Source organism: Leptothrix sp. (in: b-proteobacteria) (assembly GCF_965250675.1).
In the GTDB taxonomy this organism is placed as follows: domain Bacteria; phylum Pseudomonadota; class Gammaproteobacteria; order Burkholderiales; family Burkholderiaceae_C; genus Sphaerotilus.
In genome coordinates this window covers 22,265-36,473 of the sequence record NZ_CBDFPH010000008.1, presented here as the reverse complement: position 1 = coordinate 36,473, position 14,209 = coordinate 22,265, and the positions used below count along the sequence as shown (strand labels likewise).

The window sequence follows — 14,209 nt, the reverse complement described above, 5'->3', positions numbered from 1 at the left end:
CAGGCCCTCATCGCATCAGTACAGATGGGCGCCAAGCTGACCGATACACCCCGGCCTCAGGCCGATCTGTACGGCTCCAGTTGCCCGGTGGGTGTGGCTGGCGCGCTGCGATGCGGCGGTGGACGATGCAGGCATGGACACCCCGCTCAACTCCTCCTTCGCCGGCGCTGCCGCTGTCACCGCCGCCACCGCAGTCACCGCAGGCCCGGTCGTGCATACGCTGCGGCGCGGCGAAGTGCTCGCCCTGCGTGGCCCGGCCGGCCAGACGCTGCAGGTGCTGAGCGGGCGGCTCTGGCTGACGCGCAGCGGCGACGCCACCGATCACTTCATCGCCTCAGGCGAATGCTGGACCGCCGCCCCTGCGGCCCGGCTGGTGCTGGAGGGCGACAGCGACACGCCGACGCGCTGGCGCTGGCTGTTGTCGTGCGTGTAGTGCGTGTAGTGCGCGCTGTTCAACGCGCCGGTTTCAGCGTGCCGCACTCGGCCGCCAGCCACGTGCCGGTCACGGCCATCGTGACGTTCTCGGTGCGCCCGCCCAGCAGCGTCTGCACGCGGGCGTTGCCGCGGTAGCGCGTCGGGCTGGTCAGCGTGAACTCGCCTTCGCCCTGCGTGGGCGGCGGGCCTTCGCAGTTGAACTTCAGCCGCATCGACGTGCTGCTGCGCTGCAGCACCTCTTGCGTGCAGCGCTCGCCTTGCGGGATCTCGCCGCGCTCGGCCTGCTCGGGGCTGATGCACTGCCGCACCGTGTTGGCCTTGGCGCCCAGGCTGACGCCGCGCTGCGCCAGCATCCGCTCGACGCTCTCGCGCTGCTCGGCCGGCATGTTCTGCACCTGCGCCTGCGCGATCGCCAGCAGGCCTTCCACCTGCCCGCTCTCGCTCTTGAGCGTCATGCTGTGCTCCCACAGGCCGGCCTTGAGTTGCGGGGTCTGGGCGAGGGCTGGGGTGAGCGAGGCTGTCAGGGCGATGGTGGCAAGCAGGGCAGTGAGGCGCATGGTGTTCCTTCCGGGTCAACAGACTGTCGTGCCGGAGGGTAGCTGTGCGCTCAGACAAAAAGCCAAGGCCCCGCAGGGCCTTGGCTTGAACACTGGCCCCGCATACCGGGGCCGCAAGAAGAGCTTACTTCTTGCCCTCTTCCATCTTCTTGCACTCGGCGCGGGCATCGTCTTTCTTGCAGTCCTTCGGCGCACCACCGTGCGAGCCGGCAAAAGAGGCAACCGATACGGTGGCCATCACGGTGGCAACCAGCAACGACAAAAGCTTGTTCATGGATCGATTCCTAGCGATGGTTTGGACAGGGTCGCACACGGAAATGGGTGCGTCACTAATATATCGTCGGATGAAATCCAGTCTGTTCTGCATGTCATCTCGCCCACGGTCTGTGCGACGGGCCTGGGCTGCGGCGGCCCTCGGCGCCGCTGTGTGTTTCCCCGTGAATGCGGCCCCGCGCACGCCGACCTCGGACGCCGAGGTGCTGGAGCGCCTGCCCGTGCGGGCGGGCAGCCCGCTGCAGCGCGAGTTGTCGGCCTTGCGCGCAGCGGTGCAGCAGCAGCCGAACGATGCGCCGGCTGCGGCCCGCCTGGCCGAGCGCTACTTCGATCAGGCGCTGGCGCAGGGCGATCCGCGTTACGTGGGCTACGCCGAAGCGGTGCTGGCCAAGGTGGCAGACCAGCCCTCGGCCGACCTCCGCCTGATCCAGGGCCAGTTGCGCCAGTACCGACATGACTTCAAAGGGGCGCTGGCCGACTTCGCCGCCGCCCTGCAGATGGACCCCAGCCTGGCCGAGGCCCATGCCTGGCGCGGCGCGATCTTTCTGGTGCAGGCCGACTACGCTGCTGCGCAGCTCGAATGCGACGCCCTGCAGCGCCTGCAGCGGCCGGTGCTGCAAGCCGGTTGCATGGGACTGGCGCAGGCCTACGGCGGGCAGCTGGCCGCCAGCGAGCGCACGCTCACGCAGGCGCTCGCGGGTGCCGCGCTGCCCGAGAGCCGCCTCTGGCTGCTGACGCGCCTGGGCGAGTTGGCGGCCTGGCGCGGCCAGCCTGCCGTGGCGGAACGCCACTACCGCGCGGCGCTGCAGCTCGGGCTGGATGACGCCTACCTGCTGGCGGCGTGGTGCGACTTCCTGCTCGACCAGGGCCGGCCCGCCGAGGTGGTGAAGCAGCTGGCGGGCTGGGAAGGCTCCGACCCGCTGCTGCTGCGGCTGGCCGAAGCGGAAACCGCACTCAAGCGGCCCGCTGCCGCCGCCCACGTGCAGGCGCTGGGCGAGCGTTTTGCCGCCGCCGGTCAGCGCGGCGACACCACCCACCGCGCCGAAGAGGCGCGCTACGCCCTGCGCCTGCGCGGCGATCCGGTGCGGGCGGTGCAACTCGCCCGCGACAACTACACCGTGCAGCGCGAGCCGCGCGACGCCCGCGTGCTGCTGGAGGCCGCCGCTGCCGCACGAGACCCCGCCGCCGCACAGCCCGCGCGCGACTGGCTGCGCCGCAGCGGCTTCGAAGATGCGCGCCTGCGTGCGCTGGCGGTGGCGCCATGAGGCACCACGGTTTGCTGCGCTGGTTGCGGGCCGGCCTGTTCTGCGCACTGTTCGGCCTGCTTGGCGCGGCGCAGGCTCACAAGGCGAGCGACAGCTACTTCAAGCTCGACGTGCAGGGCGCGCAGGTCTCCGGCCAGCTGGACCTGGCGCTGCGCGACATCGACTTCGCCCTCGGGCTGGATGCCGACGGCGACGGCGCCATCACCTGGGGCGAGCTGCGCGTGCAACGCGACGCGCTCACCACCTGGGCGCTGGCCCGCCTCAGCGTGCAGCGTGGTGGCGCCTGCCGCGTGAGCGTGGGCGAGCTGATGGTCGACAGCCACACCGATGGCAGCTACGCGGTGCTGCCGCTGTCGGGCACCTGCCCGGCGGCCGACGGGCCGCTGACGCTGGGCTACCGGCTGCTGTTCGAGCAGGACGCGCTGCACCGCGGCCTGCTGCGCCTGAGCCTGGACGGCGCCACCCAGACAGCGGTGTTCGCGCCCACCCAGGCCGAGCAGGTCTTTGCTGCCGGCGTGGTGTCGGGCTGGAGCGCCTTCCGCCAGTACGTGGTCGAGGGCGTCTGGCACATCTGGAAGGGTTTCGACCACGTGCTCTTCCTGCTCTCGCTGCTGCTGCCGGTGGTGCTGGTGTGCGTGACGGGGCCGGACGGGCGGCGCTGGCACGGCGTGCCCCGCCTCGGCGCGGCCGGCCGCGAGGTGCTGGCGGTGGTGACCTCCTTCACGGCGGCGCACTCCATCACGCTGAGCCTGGCGACGCTGGGCTGGATCAGCCTGCCCTCGCGGCTGGTGGAGTCGGTGATCGCGCTGTCGGTGGTGCTGGCGGCGGCCAACAACCTGCGGCCGGTCGTGCAGGGGCGGCGCTGGGTGGCGGCCTTCGGCTTCGGGCTGATCCACGGCTTCGGCTTCGCCAGCGTGCTGGCCGAGCTGGGCCTGCCGCGCGACACGCTGGCCCTGTCGCTGGTGGGCTTCAACGTCGGTGTCGAGATCGGGCAGCTCGTCATCGTCGCGCTCTTCCTGCCGCTGGCCTACCGCCTGCGCGACACGGCGTTCTACCGCGTCGTCATCTTCAAGGGCGGCTCGCTGCTGACGATGGCGCTGGCGGCGATCTGGCTGGCCGAGCGGGCGCTCGACCTCAAGCTGCTCACGCCCTGACCGGCGTCAGAGTAGCCGCAGCCCCGGCGGCAGCGCCTCGCCCAGCATCTGGCCCCACAGCTGGCGCTGGTCGGCGCCATCCAGCGCCAGCGGCTCGCGCAGCATCGCCACCCAGCTCGGCGGCGCCTGTGCCGCTTCCAGTCGGGCGATGACTTGCAGGCGCAAATCGGCGTCGATGTCGCGCGCTCGGTCGCCAGTCAGACGACCGAGTTGGGCGGCCGCAAACGCCGCCTCGGGCAGGCGCTTCCAGTCGAGCGCCAGCAGCGGCTGCAGCCATGCGGCCGCCACCTCGGCCGGCACCGCGCTTTGTGCGCCGCCGTGGAAAGGCTGACGCGCGCCCAGGCGGCCCAGCGCCCACAGCGCCAGGGCGCTCTCGGGCGGCTCGGCCAGCCGCTGCAGCAGCCACGCGCCGATCTCGGTCTTGTGCGCGACCGGCACGCGCTCCAGCGCCGCGCCCAGCCGCAGCATGTCGTCCTCGCCGCCCGGTACCAGATGCGGCGGGCGCGGGCCGGCGTCGGCGCCCTGCAGGTTGAAGGCGAAGTCCTGCAGCAGTTGTTCTTGCGCCGCCACCGGCAGGCCGCCCGCAACGCGGCGCCAGAGCGTCCACCATTGCGCGCGCACCTGCGCGTCGGGCGCATGCGCCACGCCGGCGGCAAACAGTGTCCAGAGCTGCTCGACGCGCCAGTCGTCCAGCGCATCGCCAAAACCCGGGCGCAGGCACCAGCCGGCCAGGTTGAGCCAGAGCCGCTCGTGGTCGGCCGAGCGGCGCCGGCCGCGTGCGCGCTGCCACAGCGTATCGAACAGGTGGCGCAGCAGCGGCACGTCCCAACGCTCGCGCGGGCCCAGCAGCTGCTCCAGCCCCTGGCGCAGCTGCTTGACCTCACGGAGCGTCACGTCCTTGGCGCGCGCGCCGAAGACGCGGTCGATGCGCGTGACGGCTTCAGCCAGCTGCGGCGGCAGGCGCGGGGTCTCCTCATCGCCGGCTTGACCCGCCGTGCCACGCAACGCGAACTCCAGCTTGAAGCGCGATCCATCTTCGCCCTGCGCCTGCAGCTCCAGCGTGCCGACCTCGGTGAAGTCGCTCAGCAGCTGCACGGTGATCTCGCGCCGGCTGCCGGCCTCATCCTTCAGCACGGTGGCGATGGGCGGCAGCGGCTGGGCGTTGATTTGAGCCAGCGCCACGACCTCGCCCAGCGCCGCTTGGGCGGTGGTCGACGACAGCAATTGAAAGCGCACCGGCTGGCCCAGCCGCAGCGCGAAGCGGCGGCCTTCAAGCGGGCGCTCGTGGCCGGGTTCAGCACCACGGGGCAGCACGCACAGGCTCTGGTCGCCATCGAGCCGCAGAAAGTAGCTGCGCGCCGAACCCGCCGCCAGCCGGGGCGCCGCGCCACGCCGCGCCAGCGTGTGCGCGACCGCGCCGCGCGCCACGGCGATGTCGGGGTTGGCGTTGTGCAGCAGCCGCAGCGGCTGGCCGCGCCATTGCGCCAGCTGTTCTTGCAGCCGCTGCGCCAGCGCGCCGGCGCGGAACACGCCGCCGTTGAGCAGCAACGCGTCGGGCAGGCCGGCGGCGGCGTGCTCGCGCAAAAACGCGGCCAAGTGGCGGCTGATGGCGCTGTCGCTGGCGTAGGGCAGGCCGAACTCGACCAGCGCGCCGCGCCGCCGCTGCACCGGCGCGTCCAAGTCGACCCGCGGCAGAAAGCCGTCAACCACGATGCGCCGCACCTCGTCGCGGCTCAATTCGGCCGAGCGCGCGCCGCCGATCAACTTGCTGCCGCTGCCCAGCAGCGTGACGGTGACGTGCTCGGGTGCGTCGTCGGCCAGCAGCGTTTCCTTGGCGGCGCGGCAACGCTCGACCAGCTGCGACAGCCGGGCGGCTGACAGGCGCGTGTTGCCGCTGCCAACATCGCCGCCGCTCAGGCGCGGCTCCAGCAGATGCGCCAGTGCCAGATCCATGTTGTCGCCGCCCAGCATCAGGTGCTGGCCGACGGCGATGCGGCGCAGTTGCGGCCCGGCGCTGCCCGGCTCGACCTGGATCAGGCTCAGGTCGGTGGTGCCGCCGCCCACGTCGCAGACCAGCACCAGCCTGGCATCGCCCAATGACTGCGCCAGCGTCTGCCGATGCCGGAACAGCCAGTCCTGGAAAGCCGCCTGGGGTTCCTCCAGCAGCTTGAGGCGCGGCAGGCCGGCCAGGCGTGCCGCTTCCAGCGTCAGGCCGCGGGCGGCGTCGTCGAAGCTGGCGGGCACCGTCAGCACCAGCTCCTGCTGCTCCAGCGGCTGTTGCGGGAAGCGCAGGTTCCACGCGGCGCGCACCTGCGCCAGGTAGCTGGCGCTGGCGGCCACCGGCGAGACCTTGGCGACTTCGTCCGGCGCGCCCCACGGCAGGATCGCCGCCAGCCGGTCGACCGCAGCGTGCGACAGCCAGCTCTTGGCACTGGCCACCAGCCGGCCCGGCACCTGCGCGCCCAGCCGACGCGCCAGCGTGCCGATCACGGCCGTCTCGTCACTCGCCCAGGGCAGCTGCAACTCGCCCGCCGCCAGCTCGCCCAGTGCCGGGTGATAGCGCAGCGACGGCAACAGCGGCCGCGCCGCGACCTCGCCGGGGGCGACGAGCTGGTCGACCTCGAACAGCCGGATGGCCGCGTCGTCTACGGACGCGTCCGACTCGGCCCAGGCCACCACCGTGTGGGTGGTGCCCAGGTCAATGCCGACGATGGTCATGCCGCAGCGGCCTCGCCGCGCACGTCGAACTCGACCTTCCAGCGCGCGCTGCCGTCGCGCGGCACAGCGGCCAATTCGAGCGTGCCGGTTTCGGTCACGCCCGCGTGCAGGCTGACCGGCACCATCTCGCCGGGGCGGCGGCCTTCGGCCGGCAGCGTGGCGTGGATCGCCTCCAGCTCCTGCAGTTCATCGGGCGCCCAGAAGTCCAGCAGCGCGCCGGACGGGTCCTGGCGCCGCACCGTCGAGCCGAAGAAGCGGAACTGCACCGGCTCGCCCACCACCAGTCCGAATTCGAGCCCGGACAAGGCCGCCTCGCTGCCTTCCTCCATGCCGAAGGGCGCGACGCACAGTGCCTGGATCGGCGCTTCCAGGCCGGGCACCGCCGGCATCGACGACTCGATCGCGACGTAATACGCCCGCGCCGTGCCGCCGCGGATGCGCACGCCGCCACCGCGCCGCACATGGCCGTGGTAGGCCGCGCCCTGGGCGACGGCGCGGTCCAGATCGGCGCCGGCCAGCAGCCGCGCCGGCGCCGCGCCTTCGGCCGTCAGCCAGCCGTTGAGCGTGCTCATCAGCCGCTCGGCCAGCAGTTCGGACTTGAACACGCCGCCGTTGAACAGCACGGCGGTCGGGTGCAGGAAGCTGGCGTCGGCCGATGCGGCAAAGCCGGCCAGCTCGGCCGTGGCGCCGGCCTGGCGGCCCAGGAACGCTGCCAGGTGGCGCGTCACCGCCGCGTCCTGCGCGTAGGGCAGGCCGAGCTGCGCCAGGCCGGCGCGCGGGCGCTGCACCGGGCGGGCACTGGCGTCGACCGCCGGGAAGAAGCCTTCCAGGATCAGCGCGCTGACCTCGTCGCGCGTCAGCTCGGTGCGGATCGAGCCGCCGATCAGCTTGGAGCCCCGGCTCGGCACCACGATCGGCTGGCTGGCGGCAAGCGGGTCGGCCAGCAGCACCTCCTTGGCGCTGCGGCAGGCGTAGGTCAGCGCGCGCATCTGCCAGGCGTCGAGCGTCTTGCCGTCGGCGGCCAGCTTGCGTGCCACCGCGTGCGCCAGCGCCAGGTCCATGTTGTCGCCGCCGAGCAGGATGTGGTCGCCGACCGCGACGCGGTGCAGCTCCAGGCTGCCTTCGCGCTCGACCACCGCGATCAGCGAGAAATCGGTCGTGCCGCCGCCCACGTCGACCACCAGGATCACGTCCAGCGGCTGCACCTGCTTGCGCCAGCGCCCGGCGCTGGCCTGGATCCAGCTGTAGAGCGCGGCCTGCGGCTCTTCCAGCAGCGTCACGGCCGGGTAGCCGGCCATCTGCGCCGCCTCGGCGGTCAGCTCGCGGGCGGCGGGGTCGAACGAGGCGGGAATCGTCAGCGTCACGCTCTGCTGCGCGAAAGGTGCCTCCGGGTGCGCGTGGTTCCAGGCGTCGCGCAGGTGTTCCAGGTAGCGGACCGAGGCCTGCAACGGCGAGACCTTGGCCACCTCGTCGGGCGAGCCGACCGGCAGGATCGCGGCGCGGCGGTCGACGCCGGGGTGGCACAGCCAGCTCTTGGCGCTCGACACCAACCTGATCGGCGTGGTCGCGCCCCGGCTGCGCGCCAGCTCGCCCACGGCGTAGGGCAGCGCGTCGGCCCACGGCAGGCGCAGGTCGCCGGGTGCCAGCTCATCGGCGTGCGGCAGGTAAAGAAAGGACGGCAGCAGCGCCAGCGATTCGACTGCGCCCGGCGCCGTCAGCTGCGGCACGGTGAGCACGCCGCTGGCGATCTGGTCGCCCTCGCTGGCCTGGGTGTCGACCCACGACAGCGCGCAGTGCGTGGTGCCGAGGTCGATGCCGAGGGCGTAGCGGCCGGCCAGGTCGTTGGGCAAGGTGTTGCTCACAGCTCGACCTCCGCCTGCGCCACCACCGTCGCATCGTGCTGCGGCGCCAGCTTGGGCAGGCGCACATCGGCGACTTTCCAGCCGCGATGGCTGAGCGCGCCGGTGAACGGCGGCTGGCCGACCACCTGGCCGGTCAGCTTGATGGCCGCGGCGTCAAAGCCTGCGGCCAGCGTGACGCGGCTGCCTTCGGCCTCGGCGCGCACCGGCTGCAGCGTGAAATGCTCGCGCAGCACCTTGCGGCAGCCGGCGTGCACCAGCCGGGCGGCGGCGCCGATGTCGGCGTCGGCATGGCCGGCCAGGTCTTCCTCGCAGAAGTCGATCAGGCGGGCCTCGCGCTGCAGCAGGCCGAGCAGCTGCAGCGCGGCTTCGGGGCTGGCTTCCTTCAGGGCCGGGGCGGGTGCTGGCATGGGTGCTGGCACAGGCGCTGCGACGGGTGCGGTCGGGGCCACGGGCGCCGGCGGCGCGACCGGCGCGTCCGACAGGCGCAGGTAGCGCGCGGCCAGGTCGGCATCGGCCAGCAGGCTGAAGAAGGCGGAGATCGCCAGCGGAATGCGGCGCAGCAGCGACGGCGCTGCCGTGGTGGAGGGGCTGGACATCGGGAGGCTCCCAGAGGCCCGGCTGCGGGGCCGGGCGGTGCAACAGGAGCGGTCCGGCGCCGGCGCGCTGCGAGGCAGGTCGCCCGGGCGGCGGGCCGCAAGAATGGGTCACGACGGATCACGCGCCGTGGGCTGAAATTCTATGTTGCGCCTGCCGGGGCGCTGTCCCGGGCGGTGGTTCAAAATGCCGCGCCTGATCCACCCCCGTCCAGCGACCCTCACCGCCATGCGCATCGAAGACCTCCGCCAGCGCCTGCGCGCCCTGGGCGCCAAGCCCGGCCATGAACAGCGCGTGCTGCGGCAGTGGGTGCAGGCGCAGCCGCAGGACGCGGGCAAACGCCGGCTGGAAGACTTTCTGCCGCTGGAAGTGCGCTCTGCGCTGCCCGCGCTGGAGGCCGAACTGCACGGCCTGGCGCGGCTGCAGTCCGAGCATCCGGGTGAAGATGGCTCGGCACGGCTGCTGGTCGCGCTGGCCGATGGCCAGACCGTGGAGAGCGTGCTGCTGCCGCGCGACGGTTTATGCGTGTCGAGCCAGGTGGGCTGCGCGGTAGGCTGTGTCTTCTGCATGACCGGCCAGGGCGGGCTGGTGCGCCAGGTCGGCAGCGCCGAGATCGTCGCCCAGGTCGCGCTGGCGCGCCGCCACCGCGTGGTCAAAAAGGTCGTCTTCATGGGCATGGGCGAGCCGGCGCACAACCTCGACAACGTCATGGAGGCGATCGACCTGCTCGGCACGGTGGGCAACATCGGCCACAAGAACCTGGTGTTCTCGACCGTGGGCGACCTGCGCGTGTTCGAGCGCCTGCCGCGCGGTGCCGTCAAGCCCGCGCTGGCGCTGTCGCTGCACACCACCCGCGCCGACCTGCGCGAAAAATTGCTGCCACGCGCGCCGCGCATCAGCCCCGACGAGCTGGTTGACCTCGGCGAGGCCTACGCCCGCGCCACCGGCTATCCCATCCAGTACCAGTGGACGCTGCTCGACGGCATCAATGACAGCGACGATGAGGTCGATGGCATCGCCCGCCTGCTGCGCGGCAAGTACGCGGTCATGAACCTGATTCCCTACAACCACATCGACGGCCTCGACTTCCAGCGCCCCGCCTGGGCGCGTGCCACCGCCATGGCGCGCACGCTGCACCAGCGCGGCGTGCTGACCAAGCTGCGCCAGTCGGCCGGGCAGGACGTGGAGGGCGGCTGCGGCCAGCTGCGCGCACGGGCGGCGCAAGATCCGCAGCGCATTGAAATCCGCCGCGCTGCCCGCGTGCCCTCTTCGTCCCTCTGATTGCGAGCCCCGATGCTTCTTTCCCAACTCAAGACCGGGCTGCTCGGACTGGCGTTCAGCGCCGGGCTGGCGTCGGCTGCGCCGCTCACGGTTCCGGACACCCTCGCCCAGCGCAGCCAGGCCTGCACCGTCTGCCACGGCAAGGAAGGGCGGGCGACCAATGCCGGCTACTTTCCGCGCATTGCCGGCAAGCCGGCCGGCTATCTGTACAACCAGCTGCTGAACTTCCGCGATGGCCGGCGCAGCAATGGCGCGATGGTGGGGCTGGTCGACCACCTGTCGGACGCGTACCTGCAGGAGCTGGCGGGCTACTTTGCCGGTTTGGACCTGCCGTATCCCCCGCCGCAGACTACCGGCGCACCACCCACCGTGCTGCAGCGAGGCGAGGCCCTGGTGCGCCACGGCGACGCCCCGCGCCAGCTGCCCGCCTGCGTGCAATGCCACGGCGCGGCCATGACCGGCGTGGCGCCGGCCATTCCCGGCCTGCTGGGCTTGCCGCGTGACTACCTGATCGGCCAGCTCGGCGCCTGGCAGAGCGGCCAGCGCAAGGCGACTGCGCCCGATTGCATGGGCCAGATCGCCCGGGCGCTGTCGGCCGAGGAAATCAGCGCGCTGGCCACCTGGCTGTCGGCCCAGCCGCTGCCGGCCAACACCCATCCCGCCACCCGCCTGACGGCGCCGCTGCCGATCGACTGTGGTGGGCTGAAATGATGCGCATGAAATCCACTCTGGCGCGGATCGCGCTCGGCCTCCTGCTGTTGGCTGGCGCCGCTGCGGCGCTGGTCGTCTGGCTCAACCTGCGCGGCGAGGCCGCCTTGCCTGCCGACACCGCCACCACAGCCACCGCCTTCAACGCCACGCCGCAGCAGATCGAGCGCGGCGCCTACCTGGCCCGTGCCGGCAACTGCGCCGCCTGCCATACCGCCCGCGGCGGGGCCGACTACGCCGGCGGCCGGGCGATCGAGACGCCGTTCGGCATCGTCCACGCCAGCAACCTGACGCCGGATGGGGCTCACGGCCTGGGCCTGTGGTCATCGGCCGAGTTCTGGCGCGCGCTGCACCATGGTCGCTCCAAGGACGGCCGGCTGCTTTCGCCGGCGTTTCCCTACCCGAGCTACACCCAGGTCAGCCGCGAGGACAGCGACGCGCTCTACGCCTACCTGCGCAGCCTGCCCGCCGTGGCGCAGCCGAACCGGCCGCATGAGCTGCGCTTTCCGTACGACAGCCAGGCCGCGCTGGCGGTGTGGCGGGCGCTGTTCTTCCAGGCCGGTGAATACGTGCCGGCCCCGGCGCAATCGGCCGAATGGAACCGGGGCGCCTACCTGGTGCGCGGCCTGGGCCACTGCGCCGCCTGCCACGCCGAGCGCAACGCACTCGGTGCAACGCGTGACGACGCCGCGTTGGGCGGTGGCCTGATCCCGGTGCAGCGCTGGTACGCGCCGTCGCTGGCGTCGAGTGCCGAAGCCGGCGTGGCCGACTGGTCGACGCAGCAGGTGGTCGACCTGCTCAAGACTGGCGTGGTGTCAGGCGACAAGATCAGTGGCTCAGTCAGTGGACCCATGGCCGAGGTGGTCGCCCGCAGTACCCAGTACCTGAGCGATGCCGACCTGCGCGCCATGGCGGTCTATCTGCAGCAACTGCCGCAGCATCAGGCGGAACGCTCCCCGGTCGCGCCTGCCGAGGCTGCTGTGATGACGCGCGGCGAAAAGGTCTACGGCCAGCAATGCGCCGCGTGCCACGGCGAGCAGGGCCAGGGTGCGGTCACGGCGGCCGGCGCGCTGGCCTATCCGCCGCTGGCCGGCAACCGGGCGGTGACGATGGACTCGGCCGCCAACCTGATCCGCGTCGTCATGCAGGGCGGCTTCGCGCCGGCCACCGCCGGCAACCCGCGTCCCTACGGCATGCCGCCGCTGGGCCAGGTGCTCGATGACGCCGACATCGCCGCCGTGCTGACCTATGTGCGCCAGTCGTGGGGCCACGCCGCCGCACCGGTGTCGGTGCTGACGGTGCAGGCGGCGCGCTGAGCCGCCGCCTTCCCCTTACTTGACCAGCGGCCGCACGGTGGTGAAGCCGCCGTCCACCGCAATCACCTGGCCGGTGATGCGGCTGGCGCCGTCCGACAGCAGCCAGGCGATGGTGTCGGCCACCTGGCCGGCGGTCTGCACGCCGCCCAGCGGGTACTGCTTGCCGGCGCCTTCGCGCATCGCGTCCATCTTCAGCATGCCGGCCGTCATCGGCGTGTCGGTCATGCCGGGGGCGACGACGTTGACGCGCAGGCCCTGCGCCGCGTAGGTGGCCGCCGCGCTGCGGGCCAGTGCCTCGATGCCGCCCTTGGCCGCCGCAATCGCCTCGTGGTTGGCCACGCCGATGCGCGACACCACGCTCGACGCCAGCACCGCTGCGCCCGGCGCGCCCGCGGCGCGGCAGCCTTCGACCCAGGCCTGCAGCATGAAGAAGGCGCTGTCGAGGTTGACGCGCAGCACCTCGCGGTACTGCGCCGCCGTGCTGCGGTGCAGCGGCGCGATCAGCGTGCTGCCCACGCAATGCGCCAGCAGCGCGGGCGCGGCGCCCAGCTGTTCCTTGCACGCGGCGATGGCGGCGGCGGCGCCTTCGGACGTGGTGGTGTCGGCGGCGATGTGGGCGTCGGCGGTGACGTCAGCCAGCGTGGCCGCGTCACGGCCGACCGCTGCGACGCGGTAGCCGGCGGCGCGCAGCCGCGCGGTCACCTCACGGCCGATGCCACCGCGTGCGCCCGTCACCAGGGCGATTGAGGTTGTTGTCATGAGTCGAGCTTTCGTCTGAAGGGGAGTCGGCAGCCTTCTCGAACAGCGGCCCGGCAGACGCCGCGCCCAGGTCGATCAAGCCAGGAAGGTCATGCAGGTGCTTGGCGTCGCGCGTCGTGCGCGTCCACCACTGCGAGAACGAGGTGCACGGTCGCTCGACCGGCGCAAACAGCCGCGTGGCCGGGCGGCTCTTGGCCAGGCTGTTGAGCTGCGGCTGCAGGTGCGCGTCTGCCACGGTCTGCACCGAGCGTGCTCCGCGCAGCGCGGCGGCCATCGCGCCGGCCTCGGCAAACCAGCGGTGCGGCGTCAGCTCTGCCATGCGCTGACCGATAAAGGCCCAGCGCGCCGGGCTCCACGGCCACTTGCGGTGGAAGTCGGCCACGGCGATGGCGACCACCACCGTGTCGGGCGCTAGATCCGCCGGCAGCGCGCCCAGCATCCAGGGGTGGACGAGCCAGACATCGCGGCCCTCGACGGCTGCCGCGTCGGGCACGGCGAAGCCCAGCTCGGCGGGCGGCTTGGCCAGCAGCGCCGGCTCGGCCACGCCCTCGGCCAGCGGCTTGGTCAGCACCGGCTTGCCGTTGCGGGCGATCACGTCCAGCGCCTCGTAGCTGGTGTCGATCACGCTGCGCGGGCTGTGCCAATCGGCGGGGGCGTAGCGCGCCACGTTCTCGGCGTTGAACAGATAAGGCTTGCTGCTGCCGGTGCCGGCGACCCATTGCCAGCTCAGGTGGTTGCTGGCCAGGTCGCCGTCCAGCAGGTGGCCGTACAGCCAGTCCGCCCCGGCGCGCCAGTGCACCTTGCGCAGGTGGAAGACGTAGCTGGCCAGCCACATGCGCGCGTGGTTGTGCAGGTAGCCGGTGGCGTAGAGCGTGCGCACGGCCTGGTCGATCACCGGTACGCCGGTGCGCGCCTCGCGGAGGTCGGCCGGCAGCTCGCGGGCGTAGGCGGCTTCGGGCAGCGGCCCGGCGTGGATCGAGCGCAGGATGCCCGCGCCCTGTTGCGCCCAGACGTGCTGGAAGAACTCGCGCCAGCCCAGCTCGAAGACGAACTTGTGCTGCACGTCCAGCCGGTGCTTCCCGGCCACGCCGTCCAGCACCTCCGGCAGCGTCACGAAGCCGTGGGCGATGTAGGGCGACAGGCGCGTCACGGCGCCTTCCAGCGCGTTGCGGCTGCGGGCGTAGTCGGCCGGACGCACGGCGGCGATGCGGGCGTGGGCGGCGGCCAGGGTCGGGGGAAACGTGTCAGAGGGCATGGTGGTCGGTTATCACTCCGTCATTCCCGCGA

At 72.3% G+C, this 14,209-nt stretch carries 13 protein-coding genes; 6 read left to right on the top strand and 7 right to left on the bottom strand.

The features are described 5' to 3' along the window. Positions 1 to 133: 133 nt before the first annotated feature. Entirely contained in the window at positions 134 to 433 is a 300-nt protein-coding gene (locus AC5IG3_RS09325; RefSeq protein WP_491906020.1) for a DUF2917 domain-containing protein, read from the top strand. A 19-nt stretch (positions 434 to 452) separates the two neighbouring features. Here AC5IG3_RS09325 and AC5IG3_RS09320 read toward each other — a convergent pair whose 3' ends face one another. Together AC5IG3_RS09320 and AC5IG3_RS09315 are read right to left on the bottom strand one after the other, a co-directional pair. Further along, positions 453 to 992 carry a DUF3617 domain-containing protein gene (locus AC5IG3_RS09320; RefSeq protein WP_491906019.1) on the bottom strand — a complete coding sequence of 180 codons (540 nt, stop codon included), beginning with the start codon at positions 990 to 992 and terminating at the stop codon, positions 453 to 455. Positions 993 to 1,116: 124 nt separating this feature from the next. After that, positions 1,117 to 1,266, bottom strand: a complete 150-nt coding sequence (locus tag AC5IG3_RS09315; RefSeq protein WP_491906018.1) for a hypothetical protein — start codon at positions 1,264 to 1,266, stop codon at positions 1,117 to 1,119. 163 nt (positions 1,267 to 1,429) lie between these two features. Between AC5IG3_RS09315 and AC5IG3_RS09310 the strand changes: the two genes are divergently transcribed. Together AC5IG3_RS09310 and AC5IG3_RS09305 are read left to right on the top strand one after the other, a co-directional pair. Next, the gene (locus AC5IG3_RS09310) at positions 1,430 to 2,530 is read left to right on the top strand and encodes a tetratricopeptide repeat protein (protein ID WP_491906017.1); all 1,101 of its coding nucleotides are present in this window, start codon (positions 1,430 to 1,432) and stop codon (positions 2,528 to 2,530) included. Beyond that, entirely contained in the window at positions 2,527 to 3,684 is a 1,158-nt protein-coding gene (locus AC5IG3_RS09305) for a HupE/UreJ family protein (protein ID WP_491906016.1), read from the top strand. The genes AC5IG3_RS09310 and AC5IG3_RS09305 overlap by 4 nt, the downstream gene beginning before the upstream one ends. Before the next feature lie 6 nt (positions 3,685 to 3,690). On the opposite strand, the gene AC5IG3_RS09300 is transcribed toward AC5IG3_RS09305, so the two are convergent. From AC5IG3_RS09300 to AC5IG3_RS09290, 3 genes are read right to left on the bottom strand one after another with little or no spacing between them, the layout of a single operon-like run. Then, the gene (locus AC5IG3_RS09300; protein ID WP_491906015.1) at positions 3,691 to 6,402 is read right to left on the bottom strand and encodes an Hsp70 family protein; all 2,712 of its coding nucleotides are present in this window, start codon (positions 6,400 to 6,402) and stop codon (positions 3,691 to 3,693) included. After that, positions 6,399 to 8,264 (bottom strand): Hsp70 family protein, encoded by a 1,866-nt coding sequence (locus AC5IG3_RS09295; RefSeq protein WP_491906014.1) that lies wholly within the window; start codon positions 8,262 to 8,264, stop codon positions 6,399 to 6,401. The genes AC5IG3_RS09300 and AC5IG3_RS09295 overlap by 4 nt, the downstream gene beginning before the upstream one ends. Further along, positions 8,261 to 8,860 (bottom strand): DUF2760 domain-containing protein, encoded by a 600-nt coding sequence (locus AC5IG3_RS09290; RefSeq protein ID WP_491906013.1) that lies wholly within the window; start codon positions 8,858 to 8,860, stop codon positions 8,261 to 8,263. The genes AC5IG3_RS09295 and AC5IG3_RS09290 overlap by 4 nt, the downstream gene beginning before the upstream one ends. Before the next feature lie 226 nt (positions 8,861 to 9,086). Here AC5IG3_RS09290 and AC5IG3_RS09285 point away from each other — a divergent pair, with 226 nt between their 5' ends. From AC5IG3_RS09285 to AC5IG3_RS09275, 3 genes are read left to right on the top strand one after another with little or no spacing between them, the layout of a single operon-like run. Then, positions 9,087 to 10,139: an RNA methyltransferase gene (locus tag AC5IG3_RS09285; protein WP_491906012.1), complete on the top strand. Its 1,053-nt coding sequence runs from the start codon at positions 9,087 to 9,089 to the stop codon at positions 10,137 to 10,139. A gap of 12 nt (positions 10,140 to 10,151) precedes the next feature. Further along, on the top strand, positions 10,152 to 10,850 hold the full coding sequence (locus tag AC5IG3_RS09280; protein ID WP_491906011.1) for a c-type cytochrome: 699 nt from the start codon (positions 10,152 to 10,154) through the stop codon (positions 10,848 to 10,850). Beyond that, the gene (locus tag AC5IG3_RS09275) at positions 10,847 to 12,163 is read left to right on the top strand and encodes a c-type cytochrome (protein WP_491906010.1); all 1,317 of its coding nucleotides are present in this window, start codon (positions 10,847 to 10,849) and stop codon (positions 12,161 to 12,163) included. Before AC5IG3_RS09280 ends, AC5IG3_RS09275 begins: the two co-directional genes overlap by 4 nt. A 15-nt stretch (positions 12,164 to 12,178) precedes the next feature. Here the strand turns inward: AC5IG3_RS09275 and AC5IG3_RS09270 are convergent, their stop codons facing one another. Both AC5IG3_RS09270 and AC5IG3_RS09265 read right to left on the bottom strand, forming a co-directional pair. After that, the gene (locus AC5IG3_RS09270; protein WP_491906009.1) at positions 12,179 to 12,922 is read right to left on the bottom strand and encodes an SDR family NAD(P)-dependent oxidoreductase; all 744 of its coding nucleotides are present in this window, start codon (positions 12,920 to 12,922) and stop codon (positions 12,179 to 12,181) included. After that, on the bottom strand, positions 12,867 to 14,177 hold the full coding sequence (locus tag AC5IG3_RS09265; protein ID WP_491906008.1) for an FAD-binding domain-containing protein: 1,311 nt from the start codon (positions 14,175 to 14,177) through the stop codon (positions 12,867 to 12,869). The genes AC5IG3_RS09270 and AC5IG3_RS09265 overlap by 56 nt, the downstream gene beginning before the upstream one ends. Positions 14,178 to 14,209: the final 32 nt, after the last annotated feature.

Coding starts and splice junctions, on each gene's coding strand:
- AC5IG3_RS09270 (WP_491906009.1), bottom strand. CDS start 12,922: ATGACAACAACCTCAATCGCCCTGGTGACGGGCGCACGCGGTGGCATC.
- AC5IG3_RS09300 (WP_491906015.1), bottom strand. CDS start 6,402: ATGACCATCGTCGGCATTGACCTGGGCACCACCCACACGGTGGTGGCC.
- AC5IG3_RS09280 (WP_491906011.1), top strand. CDS start 10,152: ATGCTTCTTTCCCAACTCAAGACCGGGCTGCTCGGACTGGCGTTCAGC.
- AC5IG3_RS09315 (WP_491906018.1), bottom strand. CDS start 1,266: ATGAACAAGCTTTTGTCGTTGCTGGTTGCCACCGTGATGGCCACCGTA.
- AC5IG3_RS09305 (WP_491906016.1), top strand. CDS start 2,527: ATGAGGCACCACGGTTTGCTGCGCTGGTTGCGGGCCGGCCTGTTCTGC.
- AC5IG3_RS09275 (WP_491906010.1), top strand. CDS start 10,847: ATGATGCGCATGAAATCCACTCTGGCGCGGATCGCGCTCGGCCTCCTG.
- AC5IG3_RS09285 (WP_491906012.1), top strand. CDS start 9,087: ATGCGCATCGAAGACCTCCGCCAGCGCCTGCGCGCCCTGGGCGCCAAG.
- AC5IG3_RS09325 (WP_491906020.1), top strand. CDS start 134: ATGGACACCCCGCTCAACTCCTCCTTCGCCGGCGCTGCCGCTGTCACC.
- AC5IG3_RS09265 (WP_491906008.1), bottom strand. CDS start 14,177: ATGCCCTCTGACACGTTTCCCCCGACCCTGGCCGCCGCCCACGCCCGC.
- AC5IG3_RS09290 (WP_491906013.1), bottom strand. CDS start 8,860: ATGTCCAGCCCCTCCACCACGGCAGCGCCGTCGCTGCTGCGCCGCATT.
- AC5IG3_RS09320 (WP_491906019.1), bottom strand. CDS start 992: ATGCGCCTCACTGCCCTGCTTGCCACCATCGCCCTGACAGCCTCGCTC.